Below are 14,478 nucleotides of genomic sequence, written 5' to 3'. Positions count from 1 at the left end.
AGGAGTCTTTTGCAATGCGTATTCCCAACAGAAAAATGGTTTCTCTTCTGATGTTGAGTTTGTCGCTCTCACTCTCCGGTGCGGAAAAATTACTCGACTGGAATTCCACCAGGCCGGATGACTATGGGAAATGCCGCCTTTCAAAGAAAGGTGCTCTGACGATTACAAAAGAGGGGGCTCAATTCAACGGCCAGGACTCTTTCCTGCATCTGGGAACTCCGAAGATCGCCGAATCTCTTACGATTGCGCTGCAGGTGAAGCTGACCGGACTGCCGGAAAAGCAGTATACGTTCGCCGTACGGCGCGGTTTCAACCATACGCTCGGCTGCGACAATCAGGGACGGGTCACGTTGGAGATCTGGGGGCAGGACAAAAAGGAGAGAATCATCGTCCGCTCACAGCAGAAACTTGTTCCGGGGAAGTTTTACAACATCGTTTCCGTGTTTGACCGGGCCAATAATCAGAACCAGTTAAAACTCTACATCAACGGCAAACTCGAAGGAGACGCACGGCTCGGAACTCCCCCATTTCCGTATGACACCGAGGTGATCTTCGGTAATGCCAATCCCTACGGGAAATGGTCCTTCCCGCTGAAAGGGACATTGAACTTTCTGCGGGTGTATGACGGAATTCCCACCGGTGAGGAGTGGAAGAAGCTGAACGAGGTACCGCCCCCCGCCACCGGATCTGCCGACGGAACGGTCTCGGTGATCGATTTCGGTGCGGTTCCGGGGGACGGTGTCGATGATACCGCGGCTGTCCGGAAAGCACTGGCGTTTGCGTTGGAGAATAAAGCACGCCGCCTGTATTTCGGACCGGGAATCTTTGATTTCGAAGAGGCTGCCGGTTCTCTCTGGACTCCGCCGCACTGGGTGCTCTGGCTGGAGAAGGTGTCCGATCTGGAAATCGACGGCGGCGGCGCAACGATGATGCTGCATGGGACCCAGTGTTTTGCCTGGTCGAAGAATTGCCGCAACGTCACGTTTAAAAACATGACTCTTGACTACAAGGAACCGCATTTCACCTGCGGCAAAGTCACTTATATCTCGCCAGACAAGTATATTTTTGATGTCGCCTTCAACCCCGTTTACCGCCCGCGCGGCGGAGAACCGGTTCCTTCGTGGGCAGAGGTGGAGGGAAAAGATTTTCTGAATGTTAACGGAGGACTTTTCGTCTGTCACCGGGTATCGAAGACACAGCTCGTCCAACCTAATGTCATGCGGATATATGCGTCAGATGCCATGCATCCGCTCAAGGAGGGAATGCAGCTCATGTTGCGGCATCACATCTATACCGGATCATTGTTCCGCCTTCATGATTCCGTCGGGCACAAACTTGAGAACATCAATATTTACGCCGGCAAGGGTATGGGAATCGTCGGCCAGTATCTCGACGGGATTACGCTGAATAAAATACAGATCCGTCCGGCCCCCTATGCCGCGTGGCCGCTCTCGACCTCCAGTGACGCGATCAATCTGCTCGGCTGTTACGGAAAAATTTCAATCACCGACTGCTATATCAAAGGGGCCAAGGACGATTCCATCAATATTTTCAGCAACTACTACGGTGTCAAGAAGGTGACCGGGGGAAACAGCATCCTCATGCACAACCCGAAATTCAACTCCGGAGAGATGCCGCAGGATAAACCGGGCGATACGCTGCTCTTTCTGCACAATGATTTTTCAGTCTATGCCAGACGGACGGTCGCCCGCATAAAAGCGGTGGGGTCTCAGCGTCATTGCGAGGTGGAATTCACTGAATCGCTTCCTGCGGAACTGGACTGGAAAAACGACCTGATCATGGCAGCCCGTCAACCGGAACAGATCGTGATCGCCAACAGTAAATTTCACAGCGAAGGCCGCGTCGTCCTGCAGTGCGGCAATGCGATTGTGGAGAACTGCGAGTTCATCGATGCTGCCGGGTTTCAGCTCAATACCTGCATCGCACCGTGGTACGAGGCGGCTCCGGGCAATCACGTTGTGGTTCGCAAAAACCGTTTCATCAACTGCGGAAGAAATGGAATGCGTAAAATTCCTGCCGTCATCGCCGTCACCGCTGAAGGGCCGCTGCCCAATGTGAAAGATCTCTCCAGCCAAGGAGCACCAGTACCTTACCCGGTTCATTCCGATATCGAAATCTCCGACAATCTGATCGACAAATCCAACAATTCGGCCATGATTTTCACTTCGGTGAGAAACCTTGTCGTGAAAAACAATATTCTGCGTGATCTCTCTCTGCAGCCACAGGTGAAGCCGTGGCAGCTCACGGAACGCAACTGGAATGAAAATGCCGTGACGTTTGTCTGCGGCATTGAATCCGCCCGCTTCGAAGGGAATAGTTATCAGAACTCCAAAACTCCGAAAAAAAACGGCGTCATTGCGGTAGGAGACTCCATCTCAAATGATGCCATCTCCTTCAAAGACAACAAAAATTTCACGATCCTGCGAACCGATGTATTCCCCGAGCAACGGAAAAAATAATTCTGTACCCAAAGGCGGAAACGATGTTGCCGGAACTCCCGGGAATAGCCCGAATGGATTAATCGGCGCTCCAGCTCATCAATCTTCAACAAAAAGAAAAGCAAAACATGGAAAAACACTTTTTCGAAACAGCGTCGGTGAAACGGCGTCTCCCGGCGGAATATCGGCACTTCACCCTGATCGAACTGCTGGTCGTTATCGCCATAATCGCGATTCTGGCCTCAATGCTGCTGCCTGCGCTGAACCAGGCGCGGACGCGGGCGAAATCCATCGCCTGCGTGAACAACCTGAAGCAGCTTTTCACGGCCGAAACGATGTACGAAAACGATTACGGTTATTATACCATCGGATCGGCCGCCGAATCAGGCGTCCAGTTCAAACAGAACATCTGGCACCAGAAGCTGCGCCATTACCTCGGCTGGACCGGTGAGGTGACAAGCTGGAACGACTACCGCAACGGCATCGCCCGCACGAAGGTGCTGCGCTGCCCCGGCATTGCGGACTACGGCACCGATACGCTCGGTTATTCGGTGAACCGTTTCGGCTGCCTCGCCGAATGGTTCAAGCTTTCGCCGCAGAAGCCGGCGTCGGAACCGGCGAACCAGGATACGCGGCGGTATGTGAAGTCGAATTCGGCGTGCCCGGCAATCCAGCCTTCCCGGATCATTTTTCTGGCGGACATGGGGCACACCCGGGATACCGATTCCGGCACGAAGGAGACGCCTCCGGATATCTGCAACCGGGATTATCTCGTCGGCAAAGCCGATATCGTCTACGACCTGCGGCACGGGATTTCGCAGAACATCGTCACACTGGCCGGCAGCGCCAGAAATGTCCACCCGGACGAGGTCGACTATTCGATGTACCTGAAGTGACTCCGGCGCTCTGAACACACTCCCCCGGATACAGCGGAAGAATCAGCCCGGGGGAACCGGATCCCGGTTCCCCCCGATTCAGCTCACTTCAGCGTGATTTTCTGGCTGATGACGTGAGTTGCGCCCGGGGCGAGAATCCGGCGGTCCTTCGCGGCGTTGACCGCCTCGATGCAGACCATCGTGTGATACTCGTCGTCGCCGAAATCCGGCATGGCCTGAGACTTGCGGATCCACGGATTCCAGACGACCGTCGATTCGCTGCCGAATTTTTCGACGAGAATCGTCCGGTCATAACCGGGGTCATGGATTTCGACCGCATCGGCCGTATCGAGATAGACCCGGTCGACTTCGCGGTCGATCCGGATGTCGCCGTCCTGAACGCCGCCGAAAACCTTCGCGCCGACCACGCGGTCCTCATAGCTGACCCCGTCGAGGCCGGAAATCGTGATCGCCCCGGCCGACTTGACGTTGAAATAGGTGTGAAGCGCGTCGGTGATGATCTGCTCGGAGTCGGAGCAGTTCTTCATGGTCAGCGTCATCTGGAGCACCTTGCCGATCACGAACTCCATCCGGAGTTCGAACGGGAACGGCACCGGCACAGCGGTCACATCGGCAGGAGAAAGCGTCAGCGCCACGCGGGTCATCCCTTTCTCAGAGGAATCGATTTCCGCGAGGTTCCACTCCGAAAGCCGGGCGAAGCCGTGGGCCGGCAGCGCCGGGTCCGCCGCCGCACCGAAGTACGGCCAGCAGATCGGTACGCCGCCGCGGATCGGCCGGTTCGGTTCGAACCAGCTCGATTTGCTCATCCAGAGCACCGGAACCGCGCCGGCCGGAACGAACTTCATGAGATGCGCGCCATGCAGGCAGATCTCCGCCTCGGCCGCGCCGTTGTCGATGATGACGGTGGTGAATTCGCCCGGCCCTTTCCTGAATGTCACGGTGTCGGCGCCGAATGTTTTCTGCAATTCTTCGAGATTCATTTTCCTTATTGCTCCTCAAGCGGAAGGCGCGGGTACTCACCCAGATTGGCCGCGCTCACGGAACCGGCGAACGGCCCTTCCGCCGCCGGCGTGATCCGCAGATGATGACCGTTTTTGGCAAGCTGCCGGTTTCCCCACAGATAAAAACTGATGCAGTCGTCGAGATCGAGATGCTCAAGCTCCTTTTTTCCGGGGCGTTCGAGATGGGCGGCGGCGCAGCAGCAGCCGGGCGCCAGCCCCCCGATGCGCAGGTCCGCCGCAGAACGCCGGACGAAATCCCGGAAAATGCGGCGCGCGGCCGGACTGGTCAGGCAGGGGCGCGATTCCGCCTCCCCGCCGCAGCGGACCCTGCGTCCCGACTCCGGCAGAGCAACATCGGCAAAATCGAGCACCGCCTCGTCGCCGGGCGCGGCGAACGTATCGCCGGGGAGAGACCATGCAAAGCTGTTCCGGAACCGCCACGGCCGTTTTTCGATGACCGCGTCCGCCCCGAAGGCGAACACCTTGCGGGTCAGCACGATCCGGTCCGCGCCGCCGGAAAGGGCATACTCGCCCACCGCCTCCGGCAGGTGCATCGCCGCGCGATGACGCCAGAGATCGCCGCCTGCATTGAATTCGACCCGGGCGCCGTCCGCGGCGGTCAGCCGGACGGACATGACCAGCTCGCGTCCGCGGTAAAACTCCGTCTCCGTTTCGCCGGGCTCGACCCGGCGGAACTCCTTTTCACCGTAGATCAGATATTCGAGCGTCCGCCACGGCCCCGGAAAGGTGACCGGCTCAAGCTCGACGGCGCTGACGATCCCGCGTGCAACGGCGCTGACGTCGACCGTCCAGAGCGCAAGCCCCGCAACCATTTCAAGTTCGCGCGAAACCAGGTATTCGCAACCGAACGGAATGACCGACGCCGTATCGATCGACGCCGAAAGCGAATCGAGCGAAGCGTGAAAGCGGAGCTTTTTGAGCAGCGCGCCGTCTTCGGCGAAACCGCCGCAGCGCGTGCGGCCGAGACGAAGCAGCGGGCGGCCTCCGGCAGCCAGTTCGAAGACGGCGCCGCCTTCGGCGTATACCGTCCCGGTGAAACCGGGCCCGGCGATGGTTTTCATTTCAACAGGCATATGATTCTTTCAGTCGATGATTTCAAACAGTTCCGGCACCGGCTTGTGCTCGATCGGCGCGGCCGGTTCGGAGGCGTAACCGAGCGGAGAGACGGCGAGCGCGCTCCACGGTTCCCCGAGTTTCAGAGCCTCGTCCATGCGTTTCCGGTCGTAGGCGCAGACCCAGCAGGTCGACAGCCCCTCGGCCGTCGCCGCGAGAACCGCGTGTTCAAACACGATGCCGAGGTCGATTTCGACGATGGAGTGGTCGTCCCCGACCCGCCGCCATGCGTTTTTCATATCGCCGAGAGCAACGAGAATGACCGGAGCCTCCGGCAGAAAACGCTGCGGGCAGGCCCGGCAGATCGCGGCGCGAAGCTCCGGATTGCGGACCGCGAGAATCCTGAACGGCTGCCGGTTGCAGGCGGTCGGCGCCAGCTGCACGGCCTGCGCGATCCTGTCGAGCGAGGCGTCCGGAACCGGACGGTCCGAATAATGGCGAATGCTGCGCCGCGTGGAAATGACGTCGTAAAAATCCATATGGTTACCCCCTTCCGTAAAAAAACGAAACTCATCCTGTACAATTTAACCGAAAAGCCGCCGGAAAGCAAATTTCCGGCCGGAAATTTCCGGGAAATCCGTGCAAACCGGGGAATCCGGTGCTATATTTAAATATCCATAATCCGACTTGAAAGAGTGAACGAGAGGTCCGAATGCTCGCAAAACGCATCATCCCCTGCCTGGACGTGACCGGCGGCAGAGTGGTCAAGGGGGTCAATTTCGTCGATCTCGTCGACGCCGGCGACCCGGTCGAAATCGCGCGCCAGTACGATGCGCAGGGGGCGGACGAGCTGGTTTTTCTCGACATCACCGCGAGCAGCGACGCGCGTGAAACCATGGTCGACGTCGTGCGGCGCACGGCAAGCCAGGTGTTCATTCCGCTCACGGTCGGCGGCGGCATCCGCACGGCGGAGGACATCCGCCGCATGCTGCTGGCCGGGGCCGACAAGACTTCGGTCAACACGGCGGCGATCCAGCGCCCGGAGCTGATCCGCGAGGGAGCGGAACGGTTCGGCAGCCAGTGCATCGTGCTGGCCGTCGACGCACGGAAAGTTCCCGGAGAAGAGCGCTGGCTCGTCTACACCCACGGCGGACGCCGGGCCACGGAACTCGACGCCGTCGAGTGGGCCGTGCGCGGCGTCGAACTCGGCGCCGGCGAAATCCTGCTGACCAGCATGGATGCAGACGGAACCTGCGCCGGGTACGACTGCGAGCTGACGAGGCGGGTTTCCGATGCGGTCTCCGTGCCGGTCATCGCCTCCGGCGGCGCCGGGACGCTCGACCATCTGGCGGAGGTGCTCGATGCCGGGCACGCCGATGCGGTCCTGGCGGCAAGTATTTTTCATTTCGGAACTTATACGATTCCGGAAGCCAAGCGGTTCCTGAAGGAGCGCGGCATTCCGGTCCGGGAACCATCCACTTTCTGAATGCGGGGAGAATTGATATGAACAAAGAAGAGTTGAGAGCGAAGGCGCTGGCTTACCACAAGGACGGCAAGCCGGGCAAAATCACCGTGAACGCATCGAAACCGTGCGAAACCGCCGAGGATCTGGCGCTGGCCTACACGCCGGGCGTCGCGCAGCCGTGTCTTGAAATCAGGGAGAAGCCGGAAACCGTCTGGGAGTACACTTCGCGCGGAAATCTCGTCGCCGTAGTCAGCGACGGTACCGCCGTGCTCGGGCTCGGCAACATCGGCCCCGAGGCCGGGCTGCCGGTCATGGAGGGGAAGGCCGTGCTGTTCAAACGCTTTGCGGACATCGATTCGGTTCCGATCTGCCTCGGCAGGGTGTTCAATGAAAAGGGCCGCTCCGACGCGGCGAAGATCATCGAAACGGTCGAGCGGCTCGAGCCGACCTTCGGCGGCATCAACCTCGAGGACATCGGCGCGCCGGCCTGTTTCGAAATCGAGCAGACCTTGAAGAAGCGCATGAATATCCCGGTCTTCCATGACGACCAGCACGGCACGGCGATCATTTCGCTGGCCGCGATCATCAATGCGCTGAAGGTCACCGGCAAAAAGATCGAAGAGTGCCGTTTCGTGGTGAACGGCGCGGGCGCGGCCGGAATCTCCTGCTCGCGCTTCTACATCACGGCCGGGGCGAAGAGAGAGAATTTCATTCTCTGCGACTCGAAAGGAGTCATCCGCAAAGGGCGCACGGACCTGACGCCGGAGAAGGCGGAATTCGCAGTCGAGACCGAGGCGCGGACGCTGGCCGATGCGATCAAAGGCGCCGATATCTTCCTCGGTTTTTCCGCTCCGAACTGCGTAACCGCCGAAATGGTGAAAACGATGGCGCCGGGGCCGGTCATCTTTGCGATGGCGAACCCGGTCCCGGAGATTTTCCCGGACGTGGCGCTCGCGGCGGGCGCAGCAGTGGTCGGCACCGGCCGCAGCGACTTCCCGAACCAGATCAACAACGTGCTCGGCTTCCCCGGCATTTTCCGCGGCGCGCTCGATGTGCGCGCGAAGGATATCAACGAAGCGATGAAGCTCGCCGCCTCGCAGGCGCTGGCCGAGCTGGCCGCCGAACCGGTTCCGGCCGGCGTGAAGAAGGTCCTGGCCGAAGCGTATCCGGCGGATGCGGCGGCGGGAATGTTCGATTCGAAGGGCGGCGTCAACGTGAACTGCGTGATTCCGAAACCGTTCGATCCGCGCGTCGTGCCCCGCGTGGCGCGCCGCGTGGCCGAAGCCGCGATGAAATCCGGCGTGGCGCAGCTCGACATCGGCGACCTCGACGCATACGAGAAAAGCGTCGCCGAACGCCTCGGGAAATAACCGCATACAGCCCGAAACCGCAGCGGGAGCGGAGAAGCAGCGCCTTCTCCGCTCCCGCATTTTTCCCGTTCCGGAAAGCGGATCAGTCCGCAAGGTTGGCGGTATAGAAGCCGAACCAGAGATGATCGACGGCGACATCCTGCCAGCCGCGGCTTTCCACATGGCCGTCCATCAAACCGACATTCGTGAAATTGCCGTGCCGGTAGGCGACGTTCCGGCGGTTGAGCGTCCAGTAATTCAGGGTAGACCACCGCTTGTCGGTCGTCGGATCGGCCGAATCGATGAACATCAGCCGCTGCGAGGGGCCGATGATGCGGCTCAGCTTGTAAGCGGCCACGCCCGGCAGTCCCTGATAGTTCCAGCCGGAAACCGGAATTTCCTCGTGGGTCATCCCGTAGGAGTTGCTGTAATACGGCCCCTGCCTGCCGGCGGCGTTTGCCGCAAGCGCCGGGCAGAGCAGCCCCGGATTGCCCGCCCGGTCATTGGAGCTGTCCACCTGCGTGGCGCCGAACCAGAGAGGCCCCGGGCAGTCGCCGAGAAGCCGCCGGAAGGCTGCGTTGCGATACCAGATGCAGACGGTTACGTTGGTCGGGTCGGCAGGCACGAGATAGTCGTTGCTGTCGTTCGCGTAAGTGAGGCCGGACATCGTATAGGTTTTCAGATTGGCGACGCACTTGGTCGAGTGCGCCCGGTCTCTGGCCCGGTTCAGAGCGGGCAGCAGCATCGCGGCGAGAATCGCGATGATCGCAATTACAATCAACAATTCAATCAGGGTGAAGTGCCGATATTCCGCCGGGAGACGCCGTTTCGCCGACGCTGTTTCGGAAAAGTGTCTTTCCATGTTCTGCTTTCCTTTTTTTGAAGATTGATGAACCGGGGCGCCGCCGGTATGCGAATCAGGAGACGCCCGAAGAAATTGATCCATCCGGGCTATTCCCGGGAGTTCCCGAATTCGTACCGGATATCCGCGACCTCAAAGGAAACCGGGCCGCGCGGATAACCGGACCGCCGTTCCTTGCCGTTGAAGAAACCGATTTCGCTGCGCGGCCCGGCCGGGGAGAACGCCTGCCCGGAGAGCCGGAAATCCTTTGCGAGATCGAGCCGCACCCGCACCCACTCTCCGCGTGAAAGGCCGAGATCCAGCGGCGCCGACAACCAGCCGCGCCACTCCTTTTCCGGCAGCTGCACATCAACAACGCCTTCGGAACGGCTGCGGAAGAGGAGGCTCAAATGCGTCGGCCTCCTTCCTTTCATGCCCCCCAGATACGCCGGAGCGATTGCGAACGGGCAGCCGCCGTTTTCCGCGGCCGGGAAATCGACTCGCATCGCGGCTTGTCCGACCGGTGTTTCGAGCCTGACGGCGCGGGCAACCGCCTTTTGGCCGGGACCGTCGCAGCCGCAGACCCACTGCTGCTTTCCATTGGAGAACGGAATCAGGTTCGTCGATTCGGCGGGAGGAAGCAGCGTGAGCGCCGCCAGCACCGCGACGGCATCCGTTCCGGCGGAGACGAAATCGATCGATTCGATCTCCTTTTCCGGGGCCGGATTCTCCCACGCCGCAATGAAGAACGATACTCGGCCGGTCGCTCCGTTCGGGCGGGAAAAAGCCGGGAAGGCCTCCTCCGGCAGCGACGGCGTCCACCAGTCGGCAATATTCCGCCCGGGGACCAGCGGAAACTTCGCCGTCGTCCTGTCCGCATAACGGATCAGGTAATGCGCCACCGGCGCGCTGCCGGAAACATAGGCGGCGGTATGCAGAAAATAGAGCGTCTGCGCCCTGGCATGGACCGCGATCCTCCGCGCCGCCGGTCCGTCCGGGAACCCGCGCCCCCGCAGCATGACGCAGCCGAATCCGCTGTTCTCCGCCGGGTCGATCAGTTCGAAATCAACTCCGGCATCGCGCTGTTTGCCGGCGGGCATATTGCGGAAATCGTTTTCGCCCTGATCGGTCCAGCCGCCTCTGCCGTCCCCGGCCTCATCGTCCCGGAAAGCGCGATTGGCGGCGGTGCGCAAGTCCACGAATTTCGCCTGCGCCATGTCGGCACTGAACTCGGTGGGCCGTTCCAGCGGAACCAGTTGCTCCGGCTGCGCCGGCTTCACGGCGGCGGAGGCGAAATAGTGCAGCAGATTCCCGAGCCACTTCGCCGCCGCGCCGTTGCGCCCCGCGATCCGGCGGGCGTTGAAAGCCGATATCAGCAAACGCCCCTTGCCGAATCCGGCTTCGACGAGTACCGCGCCGTTCCTCCGGTTGTGAGTGAAAATGCCGGCGGCGGCCAGCAGGGTTTCGTCCAGCGGCTCGAACGCGGTTTCCGCGACATAGCCGCTGCCTTTTTCCGCCCACGTGTCGAAATCATCCTGCGACATGCCGTCGAAGAGCGGATGGCCTGCGGCGACGAGCTCCACCAGCGGCGCGCCGACCGCCAGCGAACGGTACTCGGAAAAACCGGGAATAAATCCCGATTCGCATTCCAGCGCCAGCAGAAAACCGCCCTCTTCCACCCAGTTGCGCAGCGACCGCTGGAAATCGCGCGAAAGGGTGTGACGTCCGGCCACCGCCGCCCGGCGGAATCCCGCCAGCTGTTCGGGCGAGGTGACTTCGACCGCCTCGATCCGCAGCTCCTTCAGAAGCGTTTTCAGCGCCGGATCGCCGGAGAGGAGTGCGACCGGGAGCGGGTCTTCGACCGGCTCCGGTTTCGCGTGAAGCGTCACGTCATAACTGTTGCGCCCCGCCTCGCGGCCGCCGTCGAAGAGCGTAAGCTTGAGCTCTCCGGCGCCGGGTGAGAGCATCGGAACCGTCACGCGCAAGTTCCGGAAAAGGCGGCTGCCGGTGGAGGAGACGGGAAACTTCACCTTTCCGAGCTCGGTCTCCGTTCCGCTGATCTCAAGCGAGACCCGCAGCTCCGGATCGGCCAGCTCCGGCCCGGCATTGAGAAGGAAGCACTCCAATTCAAGTTCGGTTCCGGCCAACAGCTGGCGCGGCGCAAAGGAACCGGGCAGCCGCAGACCGGGATAGTGCTCCTGATTCCAGACCGGGGCGCTCCGCATGGAATGGTCGGCAAACCACGGGGCGTAACCGGCGTAGCGCGGGTCAAGCCGGAACTGTTCGAGAATCCGCCGTCCCATACGGTTCTGGAAATAGCGGAACCCCCGTTCCGGATCGGCGGCGGCCGCCACGCCGATCGCGCCGGAATAACCGGCCGAACCGGGCTGCCCCCAGTGAAACGGACGCCTCATTTGCTCGAGATAACCGGGAACGTTCGAGCGGTAGCCGGGGTCAGGCGCATATCCCCAGCCGCCGCCGACGCACTCGGAGATGATGTAGGGCTTTTCGAAAGTTTTTCCGTCGCCGTAAATTCCGGCCAGCTGCCGGTAATAGAGATCGCCGACCTGCCTCGCCAGCGTCCAGGAGTCGGTCATGCCGATGTAGCAGTGGATGTCGATCACGTCCGTCTTCAGCTTCGCGCTGCCGTATAACTCGGTATCGCCGAGACCTGCGAACGAACAGATCGGCCGCTTCTGAAGATCGAGTTCCCGGACCAGGTCATACTGTTTGTCGAGCTGCCCGGGCAGCTCCGGGTCGAGCTTGTGGGAGACCTCATTGCCGAGCGACCACATGACGACCGAGGGATGATTGTGATCGGCCGCGACGAATCCGGCCAGTTCCTTCAAGTTGTTCTTCTCGAATACGGCTTTGTCGATGCCGGTGACGAAGCACATGCTCCATTCGTCGTAAATCATCATGCCGAGCTCATCGGCCAGGTCGAGGACCTCCTGCGGAACCGGCATGTGCGCGGTGCGGATCATATTGTAGCCCAATCTCCTGTAACCGGCAATGCGTTCGGCCGGGCGGACGGCGTGTCCGTCCGGAGACGGATAACCGCCGAAATGGACCGAATGGGCGCTTTCAAAGAAAAGGAAGGTCTCCTGCCCGTTCAGATAGAATTTCGTGCCGCGTATTTCAAAGTCGCGGAAACCGAACCGGGTCGTGTCGGCGGAGAGAATCCGGTCGCCGTTCCGGAAAAACAGGGTGGCGAAATAGAGATTCGGCTGCTGAACAGACCACAGCTCCGGCCGGGGCTGGTCGAAAGTGAACTTCAGCCTGTTCAGCCCGGGCCGGAGCAGGACGGGATCGTATTCGCGGCCGCGGGGCTCCGCCCCCTTCCTCGCCCGGACGACGCTGACTCCGGGCGTCACTTCAAGCGGCTCTTTCCCGGAAAACACAACTTCGGCGTGAACCTCGAGCTTTCCGGAAGCCGGCGCGACCAATCTGACTGACGCGACACGCGGCTCGGCAACCCAGTCAAGCTTCACATGCCCCCAGATTCCTCCTTTGTAGGAGTCCAGACTCCACATCGCTCCGTAGGTGTGCGGAAACCGTCCGCTGATGGGCCGGATATCGGAGCGAACCCGCAATGCCAGCACATTCCGGCCCGGCTTGAGCAGCTCCGTCACATCGACTTCGAAGCCGACAAAATCGCCCTGATGTTCGACCGGAGCCGGTTTCCCGTTCACGAACAGCTCGGCCTGATAACCGATCCGTTCGAAGCAGAGGATTGCCCGTTTCCCGGCCGGAACCGTGTCGAGCCGGAATTCACGGCGGTACCAGCCCTTGACATAGGAATTTACCACGCCCCTGACAAGGCCGCCGCCGGTAGAGAGCGGGTCGAGCACTTCACCGTGGCGGAAAATCTTGCCGTATCTGTTCTCCGGATGAAGATACCAGTTCAGCGGAACCCGGATATCATGCCAGCCGGAGTCGTCGAAATCAGGCCGGGCGAATTCCCGTTCGCTCCCGTTCAGCGGCCCGAACGGTTTTTCGGAACTTTCGAGGGGAGTCAGCTTCCAGGTTCCGTCCAGCGAAAGCGACGACGCAAATCCGTCCGGCTTGAAGCTGCCGAGCGCCGGAGACTCCGCGACGATCTCATTCCGTTTCGCAAGATCCGTCAAATCCGGCAGCGGGCGCTCCGGCGGCAGCCAGGTCTCCGCCACAGCCAGGAAAGGCAGAAGAACCAAGAGAAAAATTCGTTTTCGCATTCAACAGCTCCTTATGCACTCTTTTCATCCGATGCAGTATTTGAATCACACGGCAGGCCCTGCAATTATATTATACCGGATTTTTCCGGAAATAAGTTGAAAAATACGACAATAAAGAGTATTTTTACGACAAAGAGGGGTTGCAGCCATGAAAATCAGCCGGGGAACGCGAAACCATCCGTACCGGATGCCGCGGAGCAGTATTTTCAACGAAACGGGTCCCGGTATCCGGGTGATCCGGAAAAAATACCTGCTCGACGCCGATCTCGTTCACGAACACGATTTTCATGAACTCGTGCTGGTACTCTCCGGCTCCGGGTTCCACATGACCGAAGACGGCGAATATCCGCTCTCGCGCGGCGACCTCTATCTCGTGCGCCCCGGCTGCCTGCACGGCTACCGCGACCTCGACGGGCTCGAAATCGTGAACATCCTGTTCCTGCCGGAGCAACTCGGCATGCCGTTCGCGGAGCTGCGCGGCGATCCGGGTTATCTGGTCTTTTTCGAGCTGTCGCCGCAGCTGGCCGATTCGTTCCGCCCCCGGTTCCGGCTCGACGCGGAGGCCATGCGGAACGCCGAAACGGTCATCGACGCCATGCTTGCGGAGCAGTTGAAGCCGAAGGCGTGCAGCGGGTTTGCACTCAAGGCATACTTCATGCAGATGGTCGTCCTGATTCTGCGCGCCTTCGCCTCCTCCGCCGGAACCGGGAACGGCGACGGGCTTCTGCGGCTCGGACAGTGGTTCAGACGGCTCGAGGAGCGGTCGGGCGAACCGCTTCAGATTTCGGAGCTGGCGAAGGAGCACGGCATGTCGGTCCGTTCGCTGGAACGCTGCTTTCTGGAACTGACCGGGCGGACGCCGAAGGAGTGCCTCACCGAAATCCGTCTGGCAAAGGCGATGCGGCTGCTGACCTCAACCGAGCTGCCGATTTCACATGTGGCCTGCCGGGTCGGATTTTCCGGCGCCGGCTATTTTTCGCGCGTATTCCGCCGCCGCTACGGCCGTACGCCGGGCAGCTGCCGGCGCAGCGCAACGGCCGGCGGACTCAACGATGCTTCCGAGCCGATGGAATAAAAAATATCCGCGCCTGCCGATACGATGTGACCGGCAGGCAGAACAGCCATAATCGGCAGCAGCGCCTTCCATACCTTCATCGCACAGCGGCGGCATGCCGGGAA

The 14,478-nt window shown here is 60.7% G+C and carries 10 protein-coding genes; 5 read left to right on the top strand and 5 right to left on the bottom strand.

All coding sequences use genetic code 11. From position 1 onward, the window contains the following. Positions 1-14 precede the first annotated feature (14 nt). Both FYJ85_RS08470 and FYJ85_RS08465 read left to right on the top strand, forming a co-directional pair. Positions 15-2,480 (top strand): LamG-like jellyroll fold domain-containing protein, encoded by a 2,466-nt coding sequence (locus FYJ85_RS08470; protein WP_154417867.1) that lies wholly within the window; start codon positions 15-17, stop codon positions 2,478-2,480. 107 nt (positions 2,481-2,587) lie between these two features. Then, positions 2,588-3,355, top strand: coding sequence for a type II secretion system protein (locus FYJ85_RS08465; RefSeq protein ID WP_154417865.1), 768 nt, complete (start codon positions 2,588-2,590; stop codon positions 3,353-3,355). Between the two features lie 83 nt (positions 3,356-3,438). On the opposite strand, the gene FYJ85_RS08460 is transcribed toward FYJ85_RS08465, so the two are convergent. Genes FYJ85_RS08460 through FYJ85_RS08450 form a run of 3 tightly spaced genes read right to left on the bottom strand, consistent with a single transcriptional unit; the run spans position 3,439 to position 5,969 of the window. Then, the gene (locus FYJ85_RS08460; protein ID WP_106053613.1) at positions 3,439-4,335 is read right to left on the bottom strand and encodes a D-hexose-6-phosphate mutarotase; all 897 of its coding nucleotides are present in this window, start codon (positions 4,333-4,335) and stop codon (positions 3,439-3,441) included. 5 nt (positions 4,336-4,340) lie between these two features. Next, positions 4,341-5,450 (bottom strand): hypothetical protein, encoded by a 1,110-nt coding sequence (locus FYJ85_RS08455; protein ID WP_154417863.1) that lies wholly within the window; start codon positions 5,448-5,450, stop codon positions 4,341-4,343. 9 nt (positions 5,451-5,459) lie between these two features. Continuing rightward, on the bottom strand, positions 5,460-5,969 hold the full coding sequence (locus tag FYJ85_RS08450) for a nitroreductase family protein (protein WP_154417861.1): 510 nt from the start codon (positions 5,967-5,969) through the stop codon (positions 5,460-5,462). 173 nt (positions 5,970-6,142) lie between these two features. Between FYJ85_RS08450 and hisF the strand changes: the two genes are divergently transcribed. Both hisF and FYJ85_RS08440 read left to right on the top strand, forming a co-directional pair. Next, positions 6,143-6,916: an imidazole glycerol phosphate synthase subunit HisF gene (gene hisF, locus FYJ85_RS08445; RefSeq protein ID WP_106053616.1), complete on the top strand. Its 774-nt coding sequence runs from the start codon at positions 6,143-6,145 to the stop codon at positions 6,914-6,916. Positions 6,917-6,933: 17 nt separating this feature from the next. Next, complete coding sequence (locus FYJ85_RS08440) at positions 6,934-8,265, top strand: malic enzyme-like NAD(P)-binding protein (RefSeq protein ID WP_154417859.1); 1,332 nt, start codon at positions 6,934-6,936, stop codon at positions 8,263-8,265. 82 nt (positions 8,266-8,347) lie between these two features. Here the strand turns inward: FYJ85_RS08440 and FYJ85_RS24010 are convergent, their stop codons facing one another. Then, complete coding sequence (locus tag FYJ85_RS24010) at positions 8,348-9,106, bottom strand: prepilin-type N-terminal cleavage/methylation domain-containing protein (RefSeq protein WP_154417857.1); 759 nt, start codon at positions 9,104-9,106, stop codon at positions 8,348-8,350. 89 nt (positions 9,107-9,195) lie between these two features. Beyond that, positions 9,196-13,299 carry a glycoside hydrolase family 2 protein gene (locus FYJ85_RS08430; protein ID WP_154417855.1) on the bottom strand — a complete coding sequence of 1,368 codons (4,104 nt, stop codon included), beginning with the start codon at positions 13,297-13,299 and terminating at the stop codon, positions 9,196-9,198. Between the two features lie 148 nt (positions 13,300-13,447). Here FYJ85_RS08430 and FYJ85_RS08425 point away from each other — a divergent pair, with 148 nt between their 5' ends. Then, positions 13,448-14,374, top strand: coding sequence for a helix-turn-helix domain-containing protein (locus FYJ85_RS08425; protein ID WP_106053620.1), 927 nt, complete (start codon positions 13,448-13,450; stop codon positions 14,372-14,374). Positions 14,375-14,478 lie beyond the last annotated feature (104 nt).

It is taken from the genome of Victivallis lenta, assembly GCF_009695545.1.
In the GTDB taxonomy this organism is placed as follows: Bacteria; Verrucomicrobiota; Lentisphaeria; order Victivallales; family Victivallaceae; genus Victivallis; species Victivallis lenta.
The sequence above is the reverse complement of the archived record's forward strand: the minus strand, read 5'-3'. Positions and strand labels throughout refer to the sequence as shown.

Bases quoted from the DNA above. Each gene is read 5' to 3' on its own strand.
- FYJ85_RS08425 (WP_106053620.1), top strand. From the start codon at position 13,448: ATGAAAATCAGCCGGGGAACGCGAAACCATCCGTACCGGATGCCGCGG.
- FYJ85_RS24010 (WP_154417857.1), bottom strand. From the start codon at position 9,106: ATGGAAAGACACTTTTCCGAAACAGCGTCGGCGAAACGGCGTCTCCCG.
- FYJ85_RS08460 (WP_106053613.1), bottom strand. From the start codon at position 4,335: ATGAATCTCGAAGAATTGCAGAAAACATTCGGCGCCGACACCGTGACA.
- FYJ85_RS08470 (WP_154417867.1), top strand. From the start codon at position 15: ATGCGTATTCCCAACAGAAAAATGGTTTCTCTTCTGATGTTGAGTTTG.
- hisF (WP_106053616.1), top strand. From the start codon at position 6,143: ATGCTCGCAAAACGCATCATCCCCTGCCTGGACGTGACCGGCGGCAGA.
- FYJ85_RS08440 (WP_154417859.1), top strand. From the start codon at position 6,934: ATGAACAAAGAAGAGTTGAGAGCGAAGGCGCTGGCTTACCACAAGGAC.
- FYJ85_RS08430 (WP_154417855.1), bottom strand. From the start codon at position 13,299: ATGCGAAAACGAATTTTTCTCTTGGTTCTTCTGCCTTTCCTGGCTGTG.
- FYJ85_RS08450 (WP_154417861.1), bottom strand. From the start codon at position 5,969: ATGGATTTTTACGACGTCATTTCCACGCGGCGCAGCATTCGCCATTAT.
- FYJ85_RS08465 (WP_154417865.1), top strand. From the start codon at position 2,588: ATGGAAAAACACTTTTTCGAAACAGCGTCGGTGAAACGGCGTCTCCCG.
- FYJ85_RS08455 (WP_154417863.1), bottom strand. From the start codon at position 5,450: ATGCCTGTTGAAATGAAAACCATCGCCGGGCCCGGTTTCACCGGGACG.